The 19,017-nt window shown below is 55.8% G+C and carries 16 protein-coding genes; 8 read left to right on the top strand and 8 right to left on the bottom strand.

All coding sequences use genetic code 11. The features are described from left to right. Positions 1-126: 126 nt before the first annotated feature. The 5 genes from ACO6TI_RS19425 to ACO6TI_RS19405 all read right to left on the bottom strand — a co-directional run bounded on the left by ACO6TI_RS19425 (position 127) and on the right by ACO6TI_RS19405 (position 5,274). A complete protein-coding gene (locus tag ACO6TI_RS19425) occupies positions 127-906 on the bottom strand; it encodes an ABC transporter ATP-binding protein (RefSeq protein WP_055118190.1) in 780 nt (259 codons plus the stop codon). After that, positions 903-1,658: an ABC transporter ATP-binding protein gene (locus ACO6TI_RS19420; RefSeq protein ID WP_055118192.1), complete on the bottom strand. Its 756-nt coding sequence runs from the start codon at positions 1,656-1,658 to the stop codon at positions 903-905. The genes ACO6TI_RS19425 and ACO6TI_RS19420 overlap by 4 nt, the downstream gene beginning before the upstream one ends. A gap of 12 nt (positions 1,659-1,670) precedes the next feature. After that, positions 1,671-2,807 carry a branched-chain amino acid ABC transporter permease gene (locus ACO6TI_RS19415; protein ID WP_104705444.1) on the bottom strand — a complete coding sequence of 379 codons (1,137 nt, stop codon included), beginning with the start codon at positions 2,805-2,807 and terminating at the stop codon, positions 1,671-1,673. Between the two features lie 4 nt (positions 2,808-2,811). Next, a complete protein-coding gene (locus tag ACO6TI_RS19410; protein WP_055118196.1) occupies positions 2,812-3,840 on the bottom strand; it encodes a branched-chain amino acid ABC transporter permease in 1,029 nt (342 codons plus the stop codon). An 87-nt stretch (positions 3,841-3,927) separates the two neighbouring features. Continuing rightward, a complete protein-coding gene (locus tag ACO6TI_RS19405) occupies positions 3,928-5,274 on the bottom strand; it encodes a substrate-binding protein (protein WP_029066038.1) in 1,347 nt (448 codons plus the stop codon). A 488-nt stretch (positions 5,275-5,762) separates the two neighbouring features. Here ACO6TI_RS19405 and ACO6TI_RS19400 point away from each other — a divergent pair, with 488 nt between their 5' ends. The 3 genes from ACO6TI_RS19400 to ACO6TI_RS19390 all read left to right on the top strand — a co-directional run bounded on the left by ACO6TI_RS19400 (position 5,763) and on the right by ACO6TI_RS19390 (position 8,944). Next, positions 5,763-6,371, top strand: coding sequence for a pyridoxamine 5'-phosphate oxidase family protein (locus tag ACO6TI_RS19400; RefSeq protein ID WP_422383130.1), 609 nt, complete (start codon positions 5,763-5,765; stop codon positions 6,369-6,371). Positions 6,372-6,443: 72 nt separating this feature from the next. After that, positions 6,444-8,486: a M3 family metallopeptidase gene (locus ACO6TI_RS19395; protein WP_422383129.1), complete on the top strand. Its 2,043-nt coding sequence runs from the start codon at positions 6,444-6,446 to the stop codon at positions 8,484-8,486. Between the two features lie 53 nt (positions 8,487-8,539). Next, entirely contained in the window at positions 8,540-8,944 is a 405-nt protein-coding gene (locus ACO6TI_RS19390; RefSeq protein ID WP_422383128.1) for a DUF423 domain-containing protein, read from the top strand. 19 nt (positions 8,945-8,963) lie between these two features. Here ACO6TI_RS19390 and fghA read toward each other — a convergent pair whose 3' ends face one another. After that, the gene (gene fghA / locus ACO6TI_RS19385; protein ID WP_104705447.1) at positions 8,964-9,791 is read right to left on the bottom strand and encodes an S-formylglutathione hydrolase; all 828 of its coding nucleotides are present in this window, start codon (positions 9,789-9,791) and stop codon (positions 8,964-8,966) included. Positions 9,792-9,934: 143 nt separating this feature from the next. Beyond that, positions 9,935-11,047: an S-(hydroxymethyl)glutathione dehydrogenase/class III alcohol dehydrogenase gene (locus tag ACO6TI_RS19380; protein WP_055118204.1), complete on the bottom strand. Its 1,113-nt coding sequence runs from the start codon at positions 11,045-11,047 to the stop codon at positions 9,935-9,937. Between the two features lie 389 nt (positions 11,048-11,436). On the opposite strand from ACO6TI_RS19380, the gene ACO6TI_RS19375 reads away from it, so the two are divergent. The 5 genes from ACO6TI_RS19375 to ACO6TI_RS19355 all read left to right on the top strand — a co-directional run bounded on the left by ACO6TI_RS19375 (position 11,437) and on the right by ACO6TI_RS19355 (position 17,486). After that, positions 11,437-12,690: a sarcosine oxidase subunit beta family protein gene (locus ACO6TI_RS19375; RefSeq protein WP_029066045.1), complete on the top strand. Its 1,254-nt coding sequence runs from the start codon at positions 11,437-11,439 to the stop codon at positions 12,688-12,690. A 16-nt stretch (positions 12,691-12,706) separates the two neighbouring features. Beyond that, positions 12,707-13,012, top strand: a complete 306-nt coding sequence (locus ACO6TI_RS19370; RefSeq protein WP_108872532.1) for a sarcosine oxidase subunit delta — start codon at positions 12,707-12,709, stop codon at positions 13,010-13,012. Next, on the top strand, positions 13,009-16,011 hold the full coding sequence (locus ACO6TI_RS19365) for a sarcosine oxidase subunit alpha family protein (RefSeq protein ID WP_422383127.1): 3,003 nt from the start codon (positions 13,009-13,011) through the stop codon (positions 16,009-16,011). Before ACO6TI_RS19370 ends, ACO6TI_RS19365 begins: the two co-directional genes overlap by 4 nt. Next, positions 16,004-16,579 (top strand): sarcosine oxidase subunit gamma, encoded by a 576-nt coding sequence (locus ACO6TI_RS19360; protein ID WP_422383126.1) that lies wholly within the window; start codon positions 16,004-16,006, stop codon positions 16,577-16,579. The genes ACO6TI_RS19365 and ACO6TI_RS19360 overlap by 8 nt, the downstream gene beginning before the upstream one ends. Positions 16,580-16,754: 175 nt before the next feature. Continuing rightward, positions 16,755-17,486: an endonuclease/exonuclease/phosphatase family protein gene (locus ACO6TI_RS19355; protein WP_104705452.1), complete on the top strand. Its 732-nt coding sequence runs from the start codon at positions 16,755-16,757 to the stop codon at positions 17,484-17,486. Here the strand turns inward: ACO6TI_RS19355 and ACO6TI_RS19350 are convergent. Next, the gene (locus tag ACO6TI_RS19350) at positions 17,483-18,991 is read right to left on the bottom strand and encodes an inorganic phosphate transporter (RefSeq protein ID WP_235808860.1); all 1,509 of its coding nucleotides are present in this window, start codon (positions 18,989-18,991) and stop codon (positions 17,483-17,485) included. The genes ACO6TI_RS19355 and ACO6TI_RS19350 overlap by 4 nt on opposite strands. Between the last annotated feature and the right edge of the window lie 26 nt (positions 18,992-19,017).

The following is a 19,017-nucleotide window of genomic DNA, read 5'->3' as shown; positions in this document are numbered from 1 at the left end:
CATGACACCAGAGTGCGGGAGTTTGCAGGTTTCAGGCTTGAAACAATAAGGTGTTGACGAGAAAAACTGCAAGTCACACAAAAGCCCGGCGCAATGCACCGGGCTTTTGTTCCCAAACAGACAAACTCAGATAGCCAGATATTCCTGACGTAGCTCCGCGTTGTCGAGTACTTCCTGCGCGGTGCCGTCAAAAACAACTTCACCCATGTCGAGAATGACCGCGCGGTCGGCCAGATGCAGCGCGGCGATCGCATTCTGCTCGACGATAATGGTCGTGATGCCAAGTTCCTTGACACCTTCAAGAATGCGTTCAATTTCCTGCACGATCACCGGGGCAAGGCCTTCGTACGGTTCGTCCAGAAGGAAGAGTTTGATATCCCGGGCCAGGATCCGTGCGACCGCCAGCATCTGCTGCTCGCCGCCCGAAAGCGTGACAGCCTCCTGAAGTCGGCGCTCCGCCAACCTTGGAAAGTGATCATAGATCCTGTCAATCGACCAACCCTTCGGTTCTGCGATCTGGGAGAGTTCAAGGTTCTCCTGAACCGTCAGGCCCGGAATGATCCGTCGGTCCTCGGGAACCAGACCGACGCCGACGCGTGATGCCTGATAGCTTTTCATGTCGTGAAGGGGCTGGTGATCGAGCCAGATCTCGCCATGGGTCAGGTTGGGATCATCCATGCGCGCGATTGTGCGCAATGTTGAGGTCTTGCCCGCCCCGTTGCGCCCAAGAAGCGCCAGAATCTCGCCTTCGCGGACGTCAAAGCTGACACCCTGCACGATGTAACTTTCACCATAGTAGGAGTGCAGGTCCCAGGCCGAGAAAAATGCCGGCGCCGTTCCCCGCGCTTTTTGCGGTTTCACGGACGGTGCCGTTTTTCCGGCAAACTGATCTTCGAGAATGGTCACAGGTGTGCTCCTCCCAGATAGGCTTCCTGCACGCGCGGATCACCCTTGATCTCTTCCGGCTTGCCTTCGGCGATAATCGCCCCCTGGGCCAGAACAGTTACTTTCTCGGCCAGCGAGAAAACAACATGCATGTCGTGTTCGATAACCACCTTGGTGATTCCCCGATCGCCAATCCGCTTCAACAAATCGATCGTGTTGTTCGTATCCGCGCGGGACATTCCCGCGGTCGGTTCGTCGAGCAACAGAAGCTTCGGATCTTGCGAGAGGCACATTGCGAGTTCCAGCCTCCTCTTGTCACCTCGTGACAAAGACCCTGATATGTCGTCCCTTTTTTCCACCAGGCCGACGTCCTCCAGCATATGGAGTGCCTTGTCGCGGACCTCGGCATCCTGATCCAGGCGCTTGAAGGCATGAAGCGCAAACGATCCATCCCGTTTGGCCATGGTCGGAATCATGATGTTCTCGATCAATGACAATTCGGAGAATATTTCCGGCGTCTGAAAGACGCGGGATACACCGACCTGATTGATCTCGTAGGGTTTCATTCCCGTGAGCGATATGTCGCCGAACATCACGGTTCCGGTGTCCGGAGCAAGACGTCCGATCATGCAGTTCAGGAATGTCGACTTACCGGCGCCGTTCGGGCCGATGATGGCCTGAACGGTTCCCTCTTCTACGGAAAAGTTCACATTGTTGAGGGCTCTCAAGCCTCCGAACGATTTGTTCACGCCCTCTACGCGCAAGATTTCCATGTCTCTTGTTCCTTACTCAGCTGGGGCGGTCGCACCGCTCGGTTCGGCTTTGGAAGACGAACGTTTGAACAAACGCCCGATCCTGGAAACGCCTTCCATGATGCCTCCCGGCAGAAAAATCACGATCAGCATGAACAAGACACCGAGGGTCAAGTGCCAGCCTTCACCGACAAACAGGCCCGCAACGGAAACGACAGGATATTCCAGAAAGTCCGGCAAGAAACTGAATACTTCGTGCAGGGTCTGTTCGTTGAATGCGGAAAAGATGTTTTCGAAATACTTGATGAGCGCAGCACCGAGAATCGGACCGAGCAACGTGCCGGCTCCGCCAAGGATTGTCATCAGCACCACCTCACCCGATGCGGTCCATTGCATGCGTTCGGCACCGGCGAGCGGGTCCGTGATGCACATCAAGGCGCCAGCCAGACCTGCATACATGCCTGATATCACGAATGCGGCAAGCGTGTAGGGACGCGGATTGAGCCCCGTGTAGTTCATTCTGTTCTGATTGGTCTTGACGGCACGCAACATGATGCCGAACGGCGAGCGGAATATTCGTTGCGCAATGAAGAAACCGATCAGCAGCACAATGGCGCAGAAATAGAACCCCGCATAACCCGTCATTTCAATCCCGAACAGGTTGGAAATCAGCGGGCCGTCGGCATTGGCCGAGCTGTCGAACAACCTCGGATCGGATTCCAGGACGCGCAGACCGGTTTCACCGTTGGTGATAGGTGTCAGCACGGAATAGGCCAGATTGTAGGACATCTGTGCAAAGGCAAGCGTCAGGATGGAAAAGTAGATGCCAGATCTGCGCAGGGAGACATATCCAATTGCCAGCGCAAAGACACCTGACGTCACAACCGCCAGAATGGCAGCGGGAATCGGGTTCATGCCCAGCAACTTGAAAGACCAGACAGCAGTATAGGAACCAACTCCAAGAAAGGCCGCGTGGCCGAAGGACAGATATCCGGTCAGTCCGAACAGCAAATTGAAGCCGGTGGCGAAAAGCCCGAAGATTGCAAACTTCTGCAGCAGGTCCGGATATCCGGCCCCGATCGGCGCGAGCCACACGGGCATCGTCAGAACCGCGATGGCAAATACGCCAAACAGGAGATAGTCGCGGGCAGGAGAAATTTTTGTAACCATGTTCTTAGTTCTCCATGACGCCCTTACGGCCCATCAATCCACGTGGACGCACGAGGAGGACAATCACCGCTACGAGGTAAATAATGATCTGGTCGATACCGGGAAAGATCGCCTTAACCTCGTTCATGGAAGCGAAGGACTGCAAAATTCCGAGCAAAAACCCGGCCAGGACGGCGCCGGAAAGAGAGCCCATTCCACCAACCACAACAACAACAAAACTTAGCACGAGGAAGTCCATTCCCATGTGATAGTCCGGTGGCAGGATCGGCGTATACATCACGCCTGCAAGCCCGGCGACAACCGCAGCGATGGCAAAGACGATCGTAAAACGGCGCTCGATGTTGATGCCAAGCAGTCCAACAGTGTCTCGATCTGCCATTCCCGCCCTGACAACCATTCCGAAAGTCGTGAATTGCAGGAATGCAAACACTCCAGCAATCATCACTCCGGCAAATGCCAGGTAGACCATGCGCCAGTAGGGATAAACAATCACTCCCGGATCAAACCCAAACAGCGCGCCGATATCGGCTGCACCGCGCACTGCAACCGGCGCGGCTTGAGGTATCGGGTTGGCGCCGTAAATCGACTTGATGATTTCCTGTAGAACGATGGCAAGGCCGAAGGTGACCAGGATTTGGTCAGCGTGCGCACGCTTGTAAAAATGCTTGATCAGGCCACGTTCCATGACGAAGCCGACGAGCAGCATCACAGGTATGGCTATCAGGATTGAAACCGGCACAGAGTAGTTCAGGATCCAGGCGCCGAAATCGCCAAGATAAGCTTCGACATAAGGGGTCCTGACTTCAAGCGGCGTTCCCCAGGCCGTGGTTTGGGTTTCATCGACCGTAACCACTTCCAGACCGAGCAGTGCATTGAAGGACACCGCACAGAATGCGCCAAGCATGAACAATGCCCCGTGGGCAAAGTTGACGACCCCCAAGGTCCCGAAAATCAGGGTCAGTCCAAGAGCAATCAGCGCGTACGCCCCGCCCTTATCCAGCCCGTTGAGCAATTGTAGAAGAATCACATCCATAGTTTCGCCGCCAGTTTCTGCACCCCTGCCACAGAAATACAACAGCCGCCGGTGGCCGGGCCTCCGGCGGCTGTTTTATTCATGGCTTTATGCGCCGTTGTTACACGCGCCGAGTTCACCACCGAGCATTTCAGCAGGATATTCAACCTGCGAACGCGGGGTAACTTCCACAACTTCGAGAACGTCGAACTGAGAGCTCGGGTTTTCCTTACCCTTCACAACCAGAACATCCTTGAAGCACTGGTGGTCTTCCGCACGATAAAGTGTCGGACCATTGCCCATGCCGTCGAACTCGAAGCCTTCCAGAGCGGCTGCCAGAGCACAAGGCTCGAAGGTACCGGCCCGCTGCGCGGCATCCGCATAGAGCAGTGCCTGACAATAGGTGGTATGGGCAGCCTGGCTCGGCGGGAAGCCGTATTCCTGGCCAAAGGACTTGACGAACGCCTTTGAGCCTTCGTCCTGCAAGGACCAGTGCCAGTTGGTGGATCCGAAGATCCCCTTGACGTTTTCACCGGCACCTTGAGCCATCAAACGGGAATACAGCGGAACAACGATCGCAAAATCCTTGCCGTTGACCTGTTTGTCCCGAAGACCGAACTGAACCGCCTGAGTCAGCGAATTCACCATGTCCTTGCCGTAGTGGTTGAGAACCAGAACGTCGGCACCGGAATTCAACACAGGCGTGATGTACTGCGAGAAGTCGCCCGCGCCAAGCGGCGTGCGGACGGCTGCTGCCGTGTTCCAGCCCATTCCTTCGGTGTATTTCTTGATCGACCCTTCCTGGGACCAACCCCAGGTGTAGTCGGCGGTCAGGTGATAGGCAGTTCGGTCGGTTCCGAATGCATTCTTCAGCACCGGAGCCAGGGCCGCGCCCGACATTTCCGTATTGAAGAAGTGGCGGAACCCGTTCTTGCGCTTGTCCTTGCCGGTCGTGTCATTGGAGTGCGTCAGACCGGCCATGAAAATGACGCCGGCTTCCTGGCAAAGAGACTGCACCGCAATCGCAACACCGGAGGACGAACCGCCCGTGATCATGACCGCACCATCTTTTTCAATCATGCGTTTTGCGGATGCGCGCGCAGCGTCAGACTTTGTCTGGGTGTCGCCCGTCACATAGGCAACCTTCTTGCCGTTCACACCGTTGCCCTGCAACGCCTTTGAACTGAAGGTGTTCAGCATGCCGCCGTCGCCTTCACCGTTCAGGTGTTTCACGGCCAGTTGATAGGCACGCAGTTCGTCGGCCCCTTCGTCGGCGTAGGCGCCGGTTTGCGGGACATTGAATCCGAGAATAACTTCAGCGCCGGTCGGCTCATTCAAATACCCTGCGGACCAGACCTTGCTGGTGAAAATGGTAGGTGTTGCCAACGCGGCTCCGCCAACCGCGCCAGCGCGCAGAATTGAACGACGATTAAGGGGTTTACGAATTAAGCTCATACTTTCCTCCCAGAAAGGCACGGCACGCCCCCGTCGGACGCACCTGCGATAGCTGTACAGCCGCTCGCAATTCTGGACTGTTCCCCGACCGGGAGACCGGCTCCTCAACGCCAAAATCGCAAGCTTCGGGGACTGTAGAAAAAGTCCTTACAAATCAGCAATACGACTATCGGATCGCATCTACTTTTCGCATCATTAGACTTTCGAAGTATTCGCAGCTTCAATTCGACCCTCAATCTGTAATAATATTGCGATGCAACATCGCTTTTTCGAAAACTAAACAATACGTTATTCAATCGAAATTTGGCAGTGCAATATATCGACGGCCAGTTGACTGAAAATGGAAATGTCTTCAGCCACTTAGACCAAAGTTGCACGGGACCGTACCCTTCCGGTTGTATTCGTTGAATTTGACGCGTAACTGCCTGCACATTAAGTGTGCAACAACATCTCCATTCCCGCCAATTTCGACAACAGGACAATCTCATATGGCTGTAATTTCCACTCTTGATGAGCTGCATGATCACTATGGTGTCGTCGGCGAGGCCTCTCTTATCAAGGAGATTGATTCGCTGAGTCCCGCGTATCGCAAAATCGTCGAGGCATCATCGTTCTGCACCCTGGCAACGTGCGGACCGGAGGGACTGGATTGCTCGCCTCGCGGCGATGAGGGCTGTGTTGTCCGAATCCAGGACAACAAGACACTGTTGCTGCCGGACCGTCGCGGCAACAACCGCATCGATTCACTCCGAAACATCGTCCGGGACCCTCGCGTGGCATTGATGTTCATGGTGCCAGGCTGGAACAATGTTCTACGGATCAATGGCAAGGCTGTTCTATCGGTTGATCCGGCCCTCCTCCTCTCCTTCGAGCGCGAAACACACCAACCGCGCTCGGTAGTCGTTGTCACAATTGAATCTGTATATTTTCAATGCGCGCGCGCGATCATGCGGGCTGGGCTCTGGAACCCGGACAGCCAAATTTCGCAGGGCGACCTCCCCTCTGCCGGAATGATCATGCAGGAAGTCAAGTCGAGTTTCGATGGCAGGAGCTACGACGCGGAATGGCCAGCACGTGCAGCTAAAAGCATGTGGTGACAAGTCTTGGAATAACGCATCCAGCGCGCCATATCTGGTCCACACACCGCAAATCGGAACAAGAGATCCCACATGACCACAAATCCGCTGCTCACAGACTGGACCACCCCGTTTGAGCTACCGCCATTCGACAAAATCAAGCCGGAACACTTTGAAGAGGCCTTCGAGACGGCGATGGCTGAAGCAAAAGCGGAAAGCGACGCAATCGCGAAACAGTCGGATCGACCAGACTTCGGGAATACGATTGCCGCACTTGAAAAATCAGGTGAACGGCTGACGAAGGTGGCCCGTACCTTTTTCAACCTCACGAGTGCGGACACGAACGAGACGCTTCAACAGATCGAGCGCGACATTGCACCAAAGCTTGCCAGGCATTCGTCCGACATGCTTTTGAACGAAAAGCTCTTTGAGCGTATCGCCGAACTCTGGAACCAACGGGAAACGCTCGGCCTGAACACCGAGGACGCGAAGGTTCTGGAACGCTATCACATGATGTTCCAGCGCGCCGGTGCCGGTCTCGACGAAAACGGGAAATCCCGTATCGCCGAGATTTCGCAACGCCTTGCAACACTCGGCACGCAGTTTTCCCAAAACATCCTGAGAGATGAGTCGGACTATCAGCTGGTTCTTGAGACGGAAGAAGACCGTGCGGGTCTTCCAGACTTTCTGTTGACGGCTGCGGCAGAGGCGGCACGTGAACGCGGGCATGACGGCAAACACGTCATCACGCTTTCACGATCCAGTATCGAACCCTTCCTGCAGTTTTCAACCAACAGGAGACTGCGCGAAGAGGCTTTCAATGCATGGAGCGCACGAGGAGAACTTGAAGGAGAAACAAACAACGCAAGGATCATCACCGAAACGCTCGCACTTCGATCTGAGAAGGCAAAACTGCTTGGTTTTGAAAATTTTGCTGCATTCAAGCTCGACGACACGATGGCCAAAACGCCCGACAATGTACGCGACCTGTTGACAAAAGTCTGGGAACCGGCTGCCGCACAAGCGCGCGCTGAAGAACAGAAGCTTTCGAAAATGGCGGCGAATGATGGCGAGAATCACACGATTGAAGCATGGGACTGGCGTTTTTATTCCGAGAATGTGCGCAAAGAAGAACACGACCTCGATGAAACAGAGCTGAAACCCTATCTGCAACTCGACAGCATGATACAGGCAGCCTTCGACACCGCGACACGGCTGTTTGGGGTTACATTCAGGGAACTCGACGACATTCCGGTTTATCATCCCGACGTCCGGGTCTTTGAAGTTCTGGACCCGTCCGGACAACATGTCGGTCTGTTTTTGGGTGACTATTTCGCCAGGCCTTCGAAACGTTCGGGTGCCTGGATGTCCGGCTTCCGGTCACAACACAAGCTGAACGGTAACGTTGCGCCGATCATCGTCAACGTAATGAATTTTTCCAAGGGCGCTCCTGGAGAAGCCACTCTGCTCACATTCGATGACGCCCGAACGCTCTTCCACGAGTTCGGCCATGGTTTGCACGGACTGCTTTCAGACGTGACCTACCCGATGATATCTGGAACGAGTGTTGCCCGCGATTTCGTCGAGTTGCCGTCACAACTGTACGAACATTGGCTCTCGGAACCGGAAGTCCTTTCGAAATTCGCGACACATTACAAGACCGGTGAGAAAATGCCGACGGACCTGCTGGACAAACTGCTTGCTGCCGCGAATTTCAACCAGGGTTTCGCAACTGTCGAATACACGGCATCCGCGTTGATCGATCTGGAACTGCATCTTCTGGATTCGCCGGACGAGATTGACATCGCTGCTTACGAAAAAGCGGAACTCGGCAAGATCGGAATGCCCAATGCGATCACGATGCGTCACCGGATTCCTCATTTTCAACATGTCTTTTCCGGAGATGGTTATTCAGCCGGGTACTACAGTTACATGTGGTCGGAGGTGATGGATGCCGATGCGTTTGGCGCTTTCAAGGAGGCTGGAGACATTTTTGATGAAGAGACGGCGGACCGTTTGCTGACGCATATATACTCCGCTGGAGGGCGTCCGGATCCTGAAGAAACCTACAAGGCCTTCAGAGGGCGCGCGCCGAAAATCGACGCCCTCTTGAAAAAACGCGGATTTGCGGCCTGAATATCGACCGGCCAGTGATCAACCGGCCGGTTTCAGAGATTTGGGATCGAAAAATGATAAAACCCATGGCGCCACCGCCTGAACCAACCGCAGGACTGCTGCGTTTTTGTCTCGTGTTGAGCGGCATAGCTGGAGCGGTTGGCATCGTCACGCTTGCGCTATCGGCACATTCCGGCATTTCGGCTTCGCTTGAAACTGCGGCCCAGATGCTGCTGTTTCATGCCCCGGTGTTTCTCGGCATCGGCGTTCTTTCGCAGATACGACAAGTACTGATTCTTCCCTTTACAACACTGAGCATGGCAACGGGATTGATCCTGTTTTGTGGCGACCTCATCACAAACGCCTTGCTCGGCGATGGATTGTTTCCGATGGCTGCTCCGATCGGTGGGATGCTTTTGATTGTCAGCTGGATTGCCCTGGCCCTTGGAGCGCTACGCGTCGTGCCGCGGCAATCCTGATATCTCCGATATCCTGCTTTCAGCCTTTCAACCGCTCAGCGTGCCAGGCAACGTGGTCGCGGGCAAAAGTTGACACGAAATAGTAGGAGTGGTCGTAACCTTCCTGTAGCCGGTAGCAATGTGCCGTTTTTGTTTCGATCAGGGCGTCCGACAATGCACTGGCTTTCAACAGGTCGAAAAACTGGTCATCGGCTCCTTGGTCCACAAGCACGTCGCCGACCCATCCCTTGTCTCGCAGCAGCATTGATGCGTCATGGGCTGGCCAGAGTGTTTCGTCAGCCCCCAGATAAGCGCCGAGCTGCTTCCTTCCCCAGTCAGAGTTTGCCGGATTGGAAATTGGAGCAAACGCGGAAAGCGACTGGTAGTGACCGGGATACTTCATTGCAAGCGTCAGCGCACCGTGTCCACCCATGGAGTGTCCGGTGATACCGTGGTGAACGGAAACTGCGAAATTCTCGGTGACGAGATCGCGAAGTTCGCTTGCGATATAGGTTTCCATCTGGAAATGCGGCCCCCAGGGCGCCTCGGTTGCATTGACGTAAAAACCCGCTCCTTGCCCAAGATCGTAAGCATCATCATTGGCGATATCATCGCCACGGGGACTGGTATCGGGGAAAACAATAGCCAGACCAAACTCGGCAGCATGCGCCTGCATTCCAGCCTTGGTCATGGCGTTCTCATGCGTGCAGGTCAATCCTGAAAGATACCATAGGCACGGCACCGGTCCTTCCTGGGCCTGTGGCGGCAGATAGACGGCAAAAGTCATCTCGCAGCCACACGCATCTGACATATGGGTGTAGACGCCCTGAACGCCGCCAAAAGCCTTGTTCTCGGAAATGGTTTTCATGAAATTCCCACCGATTTAAGAATGTGGAAGACGCCAAGGAACACGCTTGGCGTCTTGCGTTGTTTCCCTCCGCCGGTCTCCGCCGTCCCTGCAGCGGTGTAAACCGGGGGGAAAGTCCAAAAAAGATTTTCAGCCCGGAGTAATCAATAGACGACAACGGAACGGATCGACTCGCCCGCGTGCATCAGGTCGAAGCCCTTGTTGATGTCTTCGAGCGGCATCGTGTGAGTGATCATCGGATCGATCTCGACTTTCCCGTCCATGTACCAATCGACAATCTTCGGCACGTCTGTTCGTCCCCGAGCACCTCCGAAGGCCGTTCCCCTCCAGACACGGCCGGTAACCAGCTGGAACGGGCGGGTCGCAATTTCAGCGCCTGCCGGCGCAACACCGATGATGATGCTCTCGCCCCAACCCTTGTGCGCAGCTTCAAGTGCGGTACGCATGACCTGAACGTTTCCGGTGGCATCAAATGTGTAGTCGGCACCGCCTTTGGTCAGATTGACCAGATAAGGCACCAGATCTCCTTCAACCTCGGCCGGATTGACGAAATCGGTCATGCCGAAGCGTGTCGCCATTTCAATTTTCGCAGGATTGAGGTCGACGCCAACGATCTGGTCGGCTCCTGCAAGACGCAAGCCCTGGATAACGTTGAGCCCAATGCCGCCGAGCCCGAATACGATGGCCCGCGAGCCTTGTTCGACCTTCGCGGTATTGATGACAGCACCGATCCCTGTCGTGACGCCGCAACCGATGTAGCAAACCTTGTCGAACGGCGCGTCCGGACGGATCTTCGCTAACGCAATTTCTGGCACGACCGTGTAGTTGGCGAATGTTGAGGTTCCCATGTAGTGCAGGATCGGATCTCCATCCAGCGTCGTGAAACGCGAAGACCCGTCGGGCATCAGGCCCTGCCCCTGGGTCGAGCGGATCGCCTGACAGAGGTTGGTTTTCGGATTGAGGCAATATTCGCAATTCCGGCATTCCGGCGTGTAAAGCGGAATAACATGATCGCCCGGTTTCAACGACGTGACACCAGGGCCGACTTCAACCACCACGCCGGCTCCCTCGTGCCCGAGAATTGCCGGGAAAAGACCTTCCGGATCGGCCCCCGACAAGGTGAACTCGTCGGTATGACAGATGCCGGTGGCTTTTACTTCCACCAGCACTTCGAAAGCGCGCGGTCCCTCAAGGTTTACCGTTGTGACTTCAAGCGGTTTTCCGGCGCCTACGGCTACAGCTGCACGAACTTCCATGGAAGGTTCTCCCCTGTTTGATCTTTCCGGGAGAGTTACCGCCCAATGTTTCAAATGCAAGAACCGAAACGACCTTTGTTATAGGGAATGCGCAAATCAGCAACAATTCGAGCGAAATTTTCCGGTCCAGCGCGTGCAATGCTATTCGGTTCGCCCGTTTTTGGTCCACTTTTTCCACCGGTTCAGATCGTACGCGACACCTATGTCGTATTCTGACAAACAAGCGACCGAAACCTGATACGCAAGTTGCGGCGCAAACATGAATATGCCCGGCAATAGACCGTCCCTGACCCCGTGGTTATGGTAGCGATCTCAAACCTCAACAAGTTAGGCAACACTCTTGCTAGATCCGCAGGAAACCGGCCTGAAACGTGCGGAGCCGCTGCTTCATGAAGCGTTATTCCTTTCTGGAACTGGCGAAAAACGCCTTTTCCGCGCACCAGAACTGGGGACGCCAGTGGCGATCACCAGAGCCAAAGGCCGAATACGATGTCGTGATCGTCGGCGCAGGCGGCCATGGCCTTGCCACCGCCTACTATCTCGCCAAGCAACACGGTATCCGCAACGTTGCGGTCATTGAGAAGGGCTGGCTCGGAGGTGGCAACACAGGTCGAAACACGACGATCGTGCGTTCGAATTATCTCTGGGAAGAAAGCGCTGCACTCTACAATCACGCGATCGGATTGTGGCAAGGACTGTCACAAGACCTGAACTACAACGTCATGTATTCGTCGCGCGGTGTCATGATGCTCGCGCACACCGTCCACGACGTCCAGGTCGCCCAACGGCATATTCATGCAAACCGGCTTGCGGGTGTGCAGAACGAATGGCTGACACCCGAACAAGCCAGGGAATATTGCCCGCCGCTCAACATTTCCAAGAACATTCGCTATCCCGTCATGGGAGCGGCTCTTCAGCGCGTCGGTGGAACGGCGCGGCACGACGCAGTTGCCTGGGGGTACGCACGCGGTGCCGACGATCTCGGTGTCGACATTATCCAGAACTGCGCGGTGACGGGCATCAAGCGCGGCCAGGATGGCGCCGTTGAAGGCGTTGAAACGTCGAAGGGCTTCATCAAGGCGAAGAAGATCGGTGTCGTGGCAGCCGGGCATACCTCGACCGTCATGGATATGGCAGGGGTCCGCATGCCGCTGGAGTCCTATCCGCTGCAGGCGCTCGTTTCCGAGCCGGTCAAGCCGGCATTCCCATGTGTGGTGATGTCCAACACCATCCATGCCTATATATCGCAATCCGACAAGGGCGAACTGGTGATCGGTGCCGGTACGGACCAGTTCATCTCCTATTCTCAGACGGGCGGCATTCACATCACCAATCACACCATTGACGCAATCTGCGAACTGTTTCCGCATTTCCGCAGAATGCGCATGCTGCGCAACTGGGGTGGTATCGTGGACGTGACACCTGACAGGTCACCAATCCTGTCGAAAACTCCGGTTCCAGGACTGTACGTCAACTGCGGTTGGGGCACAGGCGGTTTCAAGGCAACACCGGGCTCAGGTCACGTCTTTGCACACACGATCGCAAAAGACGAACCGCACCGTATCAATGCACCTTTCACCATCGACCGGTTCCGCACCGGACGTCTGATCGACGAAGCGGCTGCCGCCGCCGTCGCGCACTAAGGGGAGTTTTCATCAGATGTTGCTGGTTTATTGCCCCTACTGCGATGTCGAACGGGCGGAAACGGAGTTTTCCTGCCGTGGTCAAGCGCATATCGCCCGGCCCTCGGATCCTTCACAAACAAGCGACGAGGACTGGGTCAATTATCTCTATATGCGAGCCAACACCAAAGGCGTCTATGCCGAACGCTGGCGTCACATTCACGGCTGCGGACGTTTCTTCAATGCCGTGCGTGACACCGTCAGTGACAAGTTTCTGAAATTCTACAAGGCTGGAGAACCGATGCCGGACCTTGAAGCGCTTGCCAAGGAGGCCGGCAAATGAGCCAGCCATTCCGTACTGAAAAGGGCGGCCGGATCGAACGTGCCGAACAACTCACCTTCACTTTCGATGGTGAGGAGATGCACGGGCACAAAGGCGATACGCTCGCGTCAGCCCTGCTTGCCAACGGTGTTCATCTGGTTGGCAGGTCATTCAAGTATCACCGCCCGCGCGGGATCCTGACAGCAGGTTCCGAAGAGCCCAATGCGCTGGTCGGCATTTACCGGAACGGTGACCAGACCCCGAACTTGCGCGCGACGCAGGTGGAGCTCTACCAGGGCCTTGAAGCAACTTCACAGAACCGGTTTCCATCGCTCGGATTTGATATCGGTGCAGTCAACGACCGATTGTCGATGTTCTTTCCGGCCGGGTTCTACTACAAGACCTTCATGTGGCCGAAATCGTTCTGGGACAAGGTTTATGAACCTGTCATCCGGTCCGCAGCAGGTCTCGGAAAACCGCCCAAAAATCCGGATCACGATTTCTACGGCAACTTGTACGCTCATTGCGATGTGCTTGTTGCGGGATCAGGCCCGGCGGGCCTGACGGCGGCTCTTGCTGCCGCGGAGACAGGCGCGAAGGTGATATTGTGCGACGAACAGGCAGAATTCGGCGGCTCGTTGCTAAGTGAAGTCAACGCCAGTATCGATGGCAAATCCCCCACTGAGTGGGCCGGAGAGGCAATCGCCAAGCTCGATGCGATGGACAACGTCACTCTTCTGACAAGAACCACTGCGTTCGGTTACTTCGCGCACAACTACGTCGCACTCGTTGAGCGGGTCACCGAACACCTGTCCAGCCCTGATCCGAAACTGCCGCGCGAACGGCTTTGGCAGGTCCGGGCGAAAGAGGTCGTCATTGCGTCCGGTGCCATCGAGCGTCCCATGGTCTTTCCGGAAAACGACCGTCCGGGCATCCTGCTCGCCGAAGCCGGCCGGACCTATCTCAACCGATACGGTGTCAAGGTCGGTCACAAGGTCGTTGTCACGACAGCATGTGACACGGCTTGGCAAGCCGCCTTCGATCTTGCCGACCATGGCGTCGAGATCGCCGTAATTGTCGATATGCGCGAAACACCGCCGGAAAGCCTTCTATCGATAGCAAAGGCACGGGGTATCCGGGTCGAAGCCGGTTGTGTCGTCACGGGAACGCTGGGACGCAAGCGCGTCAAGTCGGCATTGATCGGTCGATTGATGACGTCCGGCAAGGTCGCCTCGGGAGGTCAGATCGACTGTGATGCACTGCTCATGTCCGGTGGCTGGACACCGACCGTCAGCCTCTATTCCCAATCCCGCGGCAAAGTCGTCTGGAATGCAGACATGGGAGCATACGTTCCCGGCAAGTCCGTCCAGAAGGAACGCTCTACCGGAGGCGCCAAAGGCCTTTACGGCCTGCAGGCCACACTGGAAGACGGATATGCTGCCGGTGAAGAAGCTGCCAAGGCTGCCATCGGAAAATCCGCCAAAATCACCTACGCCGCTTCAAGCGGCGGCGAGGCAGGCGAAGGCGGTACCCTCGGAGCACTGCCACACGACCGCAATGCGACAAAGGTCAAGGCGTTCGTCGACTATCAGAACGACGTGACAGCCAAGGATGTGAAACTTGCCGTGCGCGAAGGTATGCAGTCCATTGAGCATATCAAGCGTTACACCACAACCGGCATGGCCACCGACCAGGGCCGCCTTTCCAACATGAACGCGCTTCAAATTGCCTCCGGAGCGCTAGAAAAACCCATGACGGATGTGGGACTGACGACTTTCCGGCAACCTTATACACCGACAACTTTCGGTGTCTTTGCAGGCGTCGCACGGGGTGATTTCTTTGATCCTGTCCGCAAGACCCCGTCCCATGACTGGGTGGTGGAACATGGCGGTGTTTTCGAGGATGTCGGCCAATGGAAAAGAACCTGGTACTTCCCGAAGAGCGGTGAGGACATGCATGCCGCCGTCGCGCGCGAGTGCAAAACGGTTCGCGACAGCGTTGGTCTTTTCGACGCGTCAACCCTTGGCAAGATCGAAGTCGTTGGCCCGGACGCTGCCGAATTCCTGGAACGGATGTACACCAATCCCTGGAAGAAACTCGCGCCTGGCCGCTGCCGCTACGGCCTGCTCCTGAACGACGCCGGTTTCATCACGGACGACGGTGTCATCGGCCGCCTTGCCGAAGACAGGTTCCACGTGACGACAACGACCGGCGGTGCGCCGAACGTTTTTGCGACGATGGAAGACTATCTCCAGACGGAATGGCCTGATCTCGACGTCTGGATTACATCAACAACGGAGCAATTCGCCGTTGCAGCGGTTCAGGGACCGAAGGCACGCGAGGTTATTGCCCCATTCATAGAAGGTATCGATCTTTCAAACGATGCTTTCCCGCATATGAGCGTCAAGGAAGCGACGTTCTGCGGCGTTCCCTGCCGACTGTTCCGGATTTCGTTTACCGGTGAACTCGGTTTCGAGATCAACGTTTCGCGCCAGAATGGCACGATGATGTGGGAAACGCTGGCAAAGGAAATCGAAAAACACAATGGCACAACGTACGGCACAGAGACGATGCACGTGCTTCGTGCCGAAAAGGGTTACATCATCGTCGGACAGGACACAGACGGCACAGTAACGCCTCAGGATGCCGGGATGACCTGGGCCATCGGCAAGAAGAAGCTGGATTTTGTCGGCAAACGCGGCCTGGACAGGCCGGATCTTGTTGCCGAGAATCGCAAGCAGTTCGTCGGATTGTTCACCAAGGATCCGCAAGTGAAACTCGAGGAAGGCGCGCAGGTTACGTCGGCAGAAAATCCGGAGACCGGAACGCCTGCCGAGGGACATGTGACCTCGTCCTATTTCAGTCCTGCGCTCGGCCGAAACATTGCGCTGGCGATTGTCAAGAATGGTCACGCGCTGGACGGCAAGACACTGTACGTACCGATGCCGGACGGAAGCATTCCGGTCGAAATCACCGGACCCGTGTTTTATGACAAGGAAGGAGCACGGATCAATGTCTGACACTCTGGCAAACGATCTGATTACGCCTGACGCGGACGCTGCACCGCTCCTGAGCCAACCCGGCGTTTCTATGCTGAATGCTGCGCCAATCACCCGGTTGTCCCTGCGTGCAAGAGAGGCCACGCTGAAAGATGCCGGATCAGCTTTCGGAGTTGAACTTCCGGTCAGGCCGATGACCTGTAACACGGGGCAGTCGCGTGCTGTGCTCTGGATGGGGCCAGATGAATGGACGCTACTGGCACCGGCGGACGACCTGAAAGCAACCTTCGATGCTATCGAAGGCAAACTTGAGTCCCACCCTCATGCACTGGTCGATATCTCTGAAAGATCGGAGGCGGTCATCGTAAGCGGAGAAAAGGCGGTCTGGTTGCTCAATACCGGCATCTTCATCGATTTTTCGCTCGAGACCTTTCCGGTCGGCACCGTCACCCGGACGATTTTTCACAAGTCTCCCGTTATGGTCTGGCGCACGGGCACCGATACCTTCGTCGTCGAGGCCTGGGTGTCCTTCATGGATTATGTTTCAGGTCTCCTGGTACAATCGGCACGGGAACTGGAAGCTGCCTGAGGCCGCAGTCTTCGTCCAAAGAAACACAAACCCTTGCGGGATCCTCCGCAAGGGTTTTTCATTGGGCTGGTGAGCGCAGAGAAAACCCAGGCCAGGGTGACTTCACGAATTCTCCCGGCAACCTATCAATCCGTTTACTTGCAAACCGTCCGCAAATCCCGCAAGTGTGGTCTGCATGCTCAAAATTGGTTCCTATAACATTCAAAAGGCCATCGGCCTGGATGCTCGCCGAAGACCGGACAGAACACTCAAGGTGATTCAGGAGTTGAATTGCGACGTTCTTGCGCTTCAGGAAGCAGACAAGCGGTTTGGACCGCGCGAGAGCACTCTGGACAGGGACACCATTCTCTCGGAGACGGACTATCGACCCGTTCCATTCGCGAAGCGCGAGAAGAGCCTTGGCTGGCACGGCAATGCAATCCTTGTTCGCAACTCGATCGGGATTCTCGACTTTCGCAGACTGGATCTGCCGACGCTGGAACCGAGGGGCGCGGTAGCAGCGGACCTGGAAATCGACGGGATCAAAATCCGCGTCGCCGCGATGCACCTCAGCCTTGTCAGTCATTTCCGGAAAAAACAGATCACCTCGCTCATGCACCAGTTGCATGAGCATCTGGAATATCTGCCCACGGTGCTCATCGGCGACCTGAACGAATGGCGGGACACGGCACGAAGCCTGAAGCTGTTCGAAGAAAGATATGAGGTCACGACACCCGGCAAGAGTTTTCCAAGTCCCCTGCCCGTCGGCAGCCTGGACAGGATCATTACAAGTCCTGAGTTCACCGTAAGCCAGGCAGGCGTCCACACGTCCAAGACCGCGCGAATCGCGTCTGATCATCTGCCGGTGTGGGCCCATCTCTCTCTCGGGACGGCAGGTCATCTGGCTCCAGCACCGGATGCGCACTAGGTCCAGAAATACCCCAGTATGTTGTACAAGACTGCCGCCAAAAGCGCTGCGGCCGGTACCGTCACAATCCAGGCTGCAACGATGGAAAACAATGCCGTTCGTCGCACCAGCAGACGCCGCCTGCGTTCCTCGCGATTGCGAACAAACTTGCGTTGCCTGAGCTTTCCGCCTTCAGGAATGTATCTGTTACGATGCCACTCGCGATAGAACCCGACACCAAATACAGCGCCGACGGCAATATGAGTGGTTGAGACCGGCAGACCAAGACCTGAGGCCGTCAGAACGGTCGCTGCAGTTGCCAAAGTGATGCAGAACGCGCGTATGGGACTGAGTTTGGTGATCTTTTTTCCGACCACCGTTACGAGACGACGGCCGAACAACAGCAGGCCTGCCGAAATTCCGAATGCCCCGACAGCTGTCACCCAGATTGGTACTCGCGTTTCTTCGACACTTCCAAACCAGGTGCTCAGATCCTGAAGTTCCAGCGATTGACTTTGCACGATCGCGGCCAACGGTCCGATCGCATTTGCCACGTCATTTGCACCATGAGCAAAGGAAAGGAGGGCTGCGGTGACCATAAGCGGAATTGTAAACAGATCACGTAACGCGCGTGCGCTGTTTTCCAGGTCGTACAGTTGAGAGGCAACAATACGGCGATACCCCCACCAGATTACGAACCCAATTGCCAAAGACAGCGGCAATGCCAGCCAATCCGGCACCATGGATGCACGATCTGTCGCCTTGAAAAACACATATGCAGAAAAGACACCTCCAAGAGCACCAAGAAGCGCAGGTAGCCAGAAACGAGCCGCTTCCAGCTTGTCGTCCACATAGAGAAGCCGCGCATTGATGAAAGCCATCAGCGCGGCGGCAACCAATCCCCCCAATACCGGTGAAATGACCCAGGTTGCGGCGATGGCAGAAAACGTTGTCCAATTGATTGCCGCAACACTGCTGGCTGCAATCCCGGCACCAACAATGCCACCGATAATCGAGTGAGTCGTGGAAACCGGTGTCCCCACATAGGTTGCAAAATTGATCCAAAGCGCGGCTGCAACCATCGCTGTCAACATCGCCTGCACAAACGAGAAACTGTCGGGAACGTCGTCCGGGCTGAATATATCCCTGGAAACCGTCGACACCACTTCGCCTCCAGCCAGCAACGCTCCGGCACTTTCGCAAATCGCTGCGATAACCAGCGCTCCGGTCAGACTGAGAACGCGCGCGCCGACAGCCGGTCCCACATTGTTGGCGACGTCATTTGCACCGATGTTCAAGGCCATGTAGCCTGCAATGGCGCTAGCAGATGCGAGGATCAAAGCATCTGAAAGTTCAACAGATGTCACCGTGAATGCGGCAACCGCCACGCAGAGCGTCAGGAATACCAAAGCCAGGCCAAGACCACTCAGGCGACGTCCCATTGCTTCAGCGGCATCACCGAAAAAACCGAGTCGTTCCAGATCCTTATCTATACTCTTGGTGTCTATATGCTTGTTTGACAGCAACTAAGAGACCTCATTCAACAGGGAAG

The organism is Roseibium album, assembly GCF_965233825.1.
Taxonomy (GTDB): Bacteria; Pseudomonadota; Alphaproteobacteria; order Rhizobiales; family Stappiaceae; genus Roseibium; species Roseibium album.
Note: the sequence above shows the minus strand (reverse complement) of the source record. Positions and strands in the feature narration are given on the sequence as shown.

Excerpts from the sequence above, each read along its gene's own strand:
- ACO6TI_RS19420 (WP_055118192.1), bottom strand. The coding sequence starts at position 1,658 with ATGGAAATCTTGCGCGTAGAGGGCGTGAACAAATCGTTCGGAGGCTTG.
- ACO6TI_RS19415 (WP_104705444.1), bottom strand. The coding sequence starts at position 2,807 with ATGGTTACAAAAATTTCTCCTGCCCGCGACTATCTCCTGTTTGGCGTA.
- ACO6TI_RS19410 (WP_055118196.1), bottom strand. The coding sequence starts at position 3,840 with ATGGATGTGATTCTTCTACAATTGCTCAACGGGCTGGATAAGGGCGGG.
- ACO6TI_RS19405 (WP_029066038.1), bottom strand. The coding sequence starts at position 5,274 with ATGAGCTTAATTCGTAAACCCCTTAATCGTCGTTCAATTCTGCGCGCT.
- ACO6TI_RS19400 (WP_422383130.1), top strand. The coding sequence starts at position 5,763 with ATGGCTGTAATTTCCACTCTTGATGAGCTGCATGATCACTATGGTGTC.
- ACO6TI_RS19395 (WP_422383129.1), top strand. The coding sequence starts at position 6,444 with ATGACCACAAATCCGCTGCTCACAGACTGGACCACCCCGTTTGAGCTA.
- ACO6TI_RS19390 (WP_422383128.1), top strand. The coding sequence starts at position 8,540 with ATGATAAAACCCATGGCGCCACCGCCTGAACCAACCGCAGGACTGCTG.
- fghA (WP_104705447.1), bottom strand. The coding sequence starts at position 9,791 with ATGAAAACCATTTCCGAGAACAAGGCTTTTGGCGGCGTTCAGGGCGTC.
- ACO6TI_RS19380 (WP_055118204.1), bottom strand. The coding sequence starts at position 11,047 with ATGGAAGTTCGTGCAGCTGTAGCCGTAGGCGCCGGAAAACCGCTTGAA.
- ACO6TI_RS19375 (WP_029066045.1), top strand. The coding sequence starts at position 11,437 with ATGAAGCGTTATTCCTTTCTGGAACTGGCGAAAAACGCCTTTTCCGCG.
- ACO6TI_RS19370 (WP_108872532.1), top strand. The coding sequence starts at position 12,707 with ATGTTGCTGGTTTATTGCCCCTACTGCGATGTCGAACGGGCGGAAACG.
- ACO6TI_RS19365 (WP_422383127.1), top strand. The coding sequence starts at position 13,009 with ATGAGCCAGCCATTCCGTACTGAAAAGGGCGGCCGGATCGAACGTGCC.
- ACO6TI_RS19360 (WP_422383126.1), top strand. The coding sequence starts at position 16,004 with ATGTCTGACACTCTGGCAAACGATCTGATTACGCCTGACGCGGACGCT.
- ACO6TI_RS19355 (WP_104705452.1), top strand. The coding sequence starts at position 16,755 with ATGCTCAAAATTGGTTCCTATAACATTCAAAAGGCCATCGGCCTGGAT.